This is a genomic window from Lacisediminihabitans sp. (genome assembly GCF_036404185.1).
Classification (GTDB): Bacteria; Actinomycetota; Actinomycetes; order Actinomycetales; family Microbacteriaceae; genus Lacisediminihabitans.
On sequence record NZ_DASWPB010000100.1, the window covers coordinates 1 to 5,975 of the forward strand.

Below are 5,975 nucleotides of genomic sequence, written 5' to 3' on the forward strand. Positions count from 1 at the left end.
GACATCCGGGAGGATCGGGTCATCGCGATCGACGCCAACCCGGATCGGGGAACCCTCGCCGAGCGGGTCAACAAGCAGACCAGGTCGACCGTCCGCGACGTCGTGACCATGGCGCCCACGATCACGAGCTTCAGCGACTTCACGACGATGGTCTCCCGCGACGAGACGCGGCTGGACATCCTGGCATCCGACACCGACCCGTTGCTGTCGGAGGCCTTCGACGAGAACGACTATAATGTCGTGGCCGACCTGGCCGCTCGGTTCTATTCGATCGTGCTCACCGACTGCGGAACGGGAATCGTCCACTCGGTCATGCGGGCGACGCTCCAGCGTGCCGACTCCGTGGTCATCGTCTCCGGCGGGAGCGTCGACGAGGCCAGGCTGGCCTCCGAGACCCTGACCTGGCTCGAGGCGAACGGCTACGGCGACCTCGTGCGCAACGCCGTCGTCGCGCTCAACACCGCGACGCAGGGGACGAACCTGGTCAAGCTCGAGGAGATCGAGGCCCACTTCAAGTCGAGGGTGCGGGAGATCGTCCGCATTCCGTACGACCCGCAGCTCGCCGCGGGCTCCGTCATCAACTACCGAGACCTCAAGCCGCTCACCAAGGCGTCGGCCAGGGAGCTGGCGGCGCTGGTCACCGACGGGCTGCCCGTCCGTCAGGGCGCCTGAGCGCCGGTCCGCCTGTCCGTCGTCTGCCGCAGCGGACGAGGGAGTCCGAGCAGAAAGCGAGTTCCACCGAATGACCGAACGACAGATCAGGATCTTCGGCGACCCCGTCCTGAAGACCGTGTCTGCCCCGATCACCCCGGAGGACGACGTGACCGGCCTCATCGAGGACCTCGTCGAGACCGTCAAGGTCCCCGGCCGTGCCGGCGTCGCCGCGCCGCAGATCGGCGTCAACCAGCGGGCCTTCAGCTACAACGTCGACGACAGGGTCGGCTATATCATCAACCCGGTGCTCGTGGAGGTCTCCGGGGAGCCGGAGCTGATGGACGAGGGATGCCTGTCCGTTCCCGGCTTCTACTTCCCCCGCCTGCGGTATCCGTTCGCCCGGGTGACCGGTGAGGACCTCGAGGGAAACCCGATCGAGCTGAGCGGAACGGGGGTCATGGCGCAGGCCCTGCAGCACGAGACCGACCATCTCGACGGCAAGCTCTACATCGAGGGTCTCGACAAGGAGACGAGACGCGAGGCCATGCGACTCATCCGGGAATCACCCTGGTTCTGAGTCCATCACTCCGGTCGGCCGCTACAGCTGGATCGGCTCGGTGGCCGGCGCCCCCGCGTACATCCCCTCGATGATGTCGGCGAAGTCGGTGAGCACGACGGAGCGCTTGACACTCAGTTTGGGCGTGAGATGCCCGTTCTCCTCGGTGAGATCCTCCGGCAGGATGACGAACTTGCGAATCGACTCCGCCCGCGAGACGAGGGAGTTCGCGGCGTCCACCGCCCGCTGAACCTCCGCGATGACCGCCGGATTCGTCGCGGCCTCCGCCGCGCTCATCTTCGGGTCCTCGCCCTTGTGCCTCAGCCAGACCGGCAGCATCTCCTCGTCCAGGGTGACGAGGGCGGAGATGAAGGGCTTTTGCTCCCCGGCGACGACGACCTGGCTGATGATCGGATTGGCCCGGATGGGGTCCTCGAGCTGGGCCGGTGCGACGTTCTTGCCGCCGGCCGTCACGATGATCTCCTTCTTGCGTCCGGTGATCGTCAGGTAGCCGTTCTCGTCGATCTGGCCGAGGTCGCCCGTCTTGAACCACTCGCCGTCGAAGGCCTCCGCCGTCGCCTGCGGGTTGTTCCAGTAGCCGGCGAAGATGTCGATGCCCTTCGCGTGGATCTCGCCGTCGTCGGCGATGCGCACCGACATCCCCGGCAGGGGCGGCCCGACCGTGCCGATGATGAAGTGGGAGGGCAGGTTCACGGAGACGGGCGCGGTGGTCTCGGTCAGGCCGTAGCCCTCGAGGATCGTCACGCCGAGGCTGCGATAGAAGTGGCCGAGTCGGAGGCCGAGGGGGGCCGAACCGGAGACCGCGTAGGCCACCCGTCCGCCCATCGCCGTGCGGATCTTGGAGAGCACCAGCCGGTCCAGCACCGCGAACTGCGCCCTCAGCCGGAACGGCACCGCTCCGGCATCCAGGGCCTTCGAGTGCTCGATGGCGACGGCGGCGGCCTTGCGGAAGATGGCGCCCTTTCCGCCGCCCTCCGCCTTCTGCTCCGAGGAGTTGTAGATCTTCTCGAAGACCCGCGGGACGGCCAGCAGGAAGGTCGGCCGGAACGAGGCCATGGCGGGCAGCAGGCGCGAGGTGTCCGCCTGGTGGCCGACCTTCACCCCTCCGTGGATGCAGAGCACCGTGATGAACCGGGCGAAGACGTGTGCGGTGGTGATGAACAGCAGGGTGCTCGAGCCGGTGTTGACGACCTCGGGGATCGCCTTGGCGGCGTTGCGGCTCAGTTCGACGAAGTTCGAGTGGGTGAGCATGCACCCCTTCGGGCGGCCGGTCGTCCCCGCCGTGTAGATAAGCGTGGCGAGGTCGGAGCCCTTCGCGAGGCTCCTGCGCCGTTCGATCTCCTCGTCGGGGACCGCCGTGCCGGATGCGGCGAGCTTGTCCAGGTCGCCGAGCCCGATCTGCCACACGTGGTCGACGAGCGGCAGGTCGGCGCGCACCTCGTCGAAGCGGGCGAAGTGGTCGGCGGTCTCGGTGACCATCGCGACCGCCCCGGAGTCGCTCAGGTCCCAGAGCACCTGGCTGGGCGCCGAGGTCTCGTAGATCGGAACGAGGATCGCACCGGCGAACCAGGTGGCGAAATCCAGGAGCGTCCACTCGTAGCGGGTGTGGCACATGAGGCCGATCCTGTCGCCCGGCTGGATGCCCGCGGCCACGAGACCCTTGGACAGCGCGATCACCTGTCTCAGGAATTCGCTCGCCGTCACATCCAGCCATCCGCCGTCCGGCTGCGGCCGGGAGAAGAGGGGGAGGTCCGGTGTCGAGGCCACTCGCTCAATGAGCAGGTCGGTCACGTTGGCGTCGGGATCCGGCGTCACGAGGGCTGGTACGTCGTACTGTTTCACGGCAACTCCTTTGGTACCGGTACGGTAAGCGTTACAACATAACAAGCTTAAGGGTCCACCGCACCCGAGCTGAATGGCGTGATGCACCCCGTTTTCCCTAAACTCTAGGTGGTGCTTCTGGGGAACCCATGAGGGTTCGACCCGCGCCGCCCACCCGTAGAAACAGAAGAGGTCCCTGGCTCGTGCATGCAATCGGAATCGACATCGGGGGAACCAAAATCGCGGGGGCTCTGGTCTCGGAATTGGGCGAGATCCTGGCGGAGGACCGTGTGGTCACCCCGGCGGGAGACTCCGACGCTCTCGTCGACGCCGTCGTCACGATGATCGAGAAGCTCTCCGACGGGCAGGACGTCAGGGCGGCGGGGGTGGCGGCGCCCGGCTTCATCGACGCCGCCCAGTCGACCGTCTACTACACCCCCAACATCAGCTGGCGGCACGAGCCGCTCCGGGCGAGGCTGCTCGAGCGGCTTCCCCTCGACATCACGATCGACAACGACGCGAACGCCGCCGGCTGGGCCGAGTTCCGGTTCGGTGCAGGGCGACTGGTCAGCGACATGACCATGCTGACCATCGGGACGGGTGTCGGTGGGGCGATCGTCACCCAGGATCGCCTGTTCCGCGGCGGCTTCGGCGCCGGTGCAGAGCTCGGCCACATGCGGGTCGTCCCGGACGGTCTGCCATGCGGCTGCGGCGCCAAGGGATGCATCGAGCAGTACGGCTCCGGACGGGCCCTGTTGAGGATGGCCAATGCCATCGCCGACGTCGGTGGCATCGGTCTCGGTCTCGCCACCGTGCGCGAGCAGAACGGGGTGCTCACCGGCCAGGACGTGGCGACCCTCATCGCCGACGGCGACACCGGAGCGCTCCAGGCGCTGCGCGAGCTCGGAACCTGGCTCGGTCAGGCCTGCGCGTCGCTCAGCGCGATCCTCGACCCCCAGCTCTTCGTCTTCGGCGGGGGAGTGGCGATGTCGGGAGACCTGTTGCTCGACCCGATCCGGGAGTCCTATCTGCAGCACCTGCCGGCTCGCGGCTATCACCCAGAGCCGGAGTTCGTGATTGCGGAGCTCGTCAACGACGCCGGCGTGGTCGGCGCCGCCGACCTCGCGAGGTTGCACGTCGAGGCCCTCTAGCGCGGATTCGGGCTAGAGTTAGGCCAACTTTCTGTAGGGCGGTTGCGAATGTTCTATTGGTTCATGAAGAACCTGGTTGCCGGTCCTCTCCTGAAGACGATCTTCCGTCCTTGGGTGACCGGCCATGAGAATATCCCGAAGACGGGAGGGGTCATCATGGCGAGCAATCACCTCTCCTTCATCGACTCGGTGTTCCTCCCGCTCGTCATGGATCGGCGCATCAGCTTCCTGGCGAAGAGCGACTATTACACGACGCGCGGGCTGAAGGGCTGGTTCACCCGGAACTTCCTCACCGCGACAGGAATGCTGCCGATCGATCGGTCGGGTGGCAAAGCATCCGAGGCGTCGCTGGAGACCGGTCTCGCCGTTCTCGCCAGGGGTGAGGTGCTCGGCATCTATCCGGAGGGCACCCGCAGCCCCGACGCGAAGCTCTATCGCGGCCGCACCGGCGTCGCGCGGATGATCCTTGAGGCGGGTGTGCCCGTGGTCCCGGTCGCGATGATCGACACGGAGAAGGTCATGCCGATCGGGCAGCGCCTTCCCAAGGTGCGCAGGATCGGCATCGTGATCGGCAAGCCGCTCGACTTCTCGCGCTTCGCCGGGCTCGAGGGCGACCGCTTCATCCTGCGATCCATCACCGACGAGATCATGTACGAGCTCGACCGCCTCAGCGGTCAGGAATATGTGGACGTCTACGCCTCTTCGGTTAAAGAGAGGCAGAAGGCGGCCAGCCGATAGGCTTGTTGGCTGGCCTCTCTTTCATTCCCACCACCCGTCACACCGCAGTTTTAAGGAAACACCGTCGTGCTGGACAGCAACGAAGATCCCGTGGTGCCTGCCGATCCCTCCGTGATCGCCGGCCTCGACCAGTGGCGCACGCTGCCGATCAAACAGCAGCCCCAGTGGCCGGACACCGTCGCCGCCCAGGCGGCATCCGACGAGATCGCCTCGCTGCCACCGCTCGTCTTCGCCGGCGAGATCGACGTGCTGCGCGAACGTCTCGCCTCCGCGGCGGCGGGGGATGCCTTCCTGCTCCAGGGCGGTGACTGCGCGGAGACCTTCGCCGGTGCGACGGCGGACGCGATCCGCAACCGGGTCAAGACCATCCTGCAGATGGCCGTCGTCCTCACCTACGGCGCATCCACCCCCGTCATCAAGATGGGGAGGATGGCCGGTCAGTTCGCCAAGCCCCGGTCGAGCGAGATGGAGACCAGGGGAGAGGTGACGCTGCCGGCCTACCGGGGCGACATCGTCAACGGGTACGACTTCACCCCGGAGTCCCGCGAGGCCGATCCCCGCCGCCTCGTGCAGGGGTACCACACCTCCGCCTCGACGCTCAATCTGGTCCGTGCCTTCACCCAGGGCGGCTTCGCCGACCTGCGAGAGGTGCATCGCTGGAACCAGGGCTTCGCCAGGAACCCGGCCAACGCGCGCTACGAGCAGATGGCCCGCGACATCGACAAGGCGATCAAGTTCATGGTGGCGGCCGGTGCCGACTTCGACGAGCTGAAGAGGGTCGAGTTCTACACCAGCCACGAGGGCCTGCTCATGGACTACGAGCGCCCGATGACCCGCATCGACTCGCGCAACGGCACCCCGGTCAACACCTCCGCCCACTTCCTCTGGGTCGGCGAGCGCACCCGCGACCTCGACGGCGCGCACATCGACTACTTCTCCCGGCTGCGCAACCCCATCGGGGTGAAGCTCGGCCCCTCGACCACTCCGGATGTCATGGAGCGGCTCATCGACAAGCTCGACCCCGATCGCGAGCC

The 5,975-nt window shown here is 66.9% G+C and carries 6 protein-coding genes; 5 read left to right on the top strand and 1 reads right to left on the bottom strand.

The features are described 5' to 3' along the window. Nucleotides 1-672, top strand: a 672-nt coding sequence (locus VGC18_RS06980; protein WP_414672864.1) for a MinD/ParA family ATP-binding protein, incomplete at its 5' end; no start/stop codon positions are given. Between the two features lie 70 nt (nt 673-742). Continuing rightward, nucleotides 743-1,231, top strand: coding sequence for a peptide deformylase (locus VGC18_RS06985; protein WP_331095650.1), 489 nt, complete (start codon nt 743-745; stop codon nt 1,229-1,231). A 21-nt stretch (nt 1,232-1,252) separates the two neighbouring features. Here VGC18_RS06985 and VGC18_RS06990 read toward each other — a convergent pair whose 3' ends face one another. Next, the gene (locus VGC18_RS06990; protein ID WP_331095652.1) at nt 1,253-3,073 is read right to left on the bottom strand and encodes a long-chain fatty acid--CoA ligase; all 1,821 of its coding nucleotides are present in this window, start codon (nt 3,071-3,073) and stop codon (nt 1,253-1,255) included. Nucleotides 3,074-3,255: 182 nt separating this feature from the next. Between VGC18_RS06990 and VGC18_RS06995 the strand changes: the two genes are divergently transcribed. From VGC18_RS06995 to VGC18_RS07005, 3 genes are all read left to right on the top strand, one after another. After that, nucleotides 3,256-4,203 carry an ROK family glucokinase gene (locus tag VGC18_RS06995; protein ID WP_331095654.1) on the top strand — a complete coding sequence of 316 codons (948 nt, stop codon included), beginning with the start codon at nt 3,256-3,258 and terminating at the stop codon, nt 4,201-4,203. A gap of 48 nt (nt 4,204-4,251) precedes the next feature. After that, nucleotides 4,252-4,941: a lysophospholipid acyltransferase family protein gene (locus tag VGC18_RS07000; protein WP_331095656.1), complete on the top strand. Its 690-nt coding sequence runs from the start codon at nt 4,252-4,254 to the stop codon at nt 4,939-4,941. Nucleotides 4,942-5,052: 111 nt separating this feature from the next. Then, a partial coding sequence (locus VGC18_RS07005; RefSeq protein ID WP_331095658.1) for a 3-deoxy-7-phosphoheptulonate synthase class II occupies nt 5,053-5,975 on the top strand: 923 nt, incomplete at its 3' end.

Coding starts and splice junctions, on each gene's coding strand:
- VGC18_RS07000 (WP_331095656.1), top strand. CDS start 4,252: ATGTTCTATTGGTTCATGAAGAACCTGGTTGCCGGTCCTCTCCTGAAG.
- VGC18_RS06985 (WP_331095650.1), top strand. CDS start 743: ATGACCGAACGACAGATCAGGATCTTCGGCGACCCCGTCCTGAAGACC.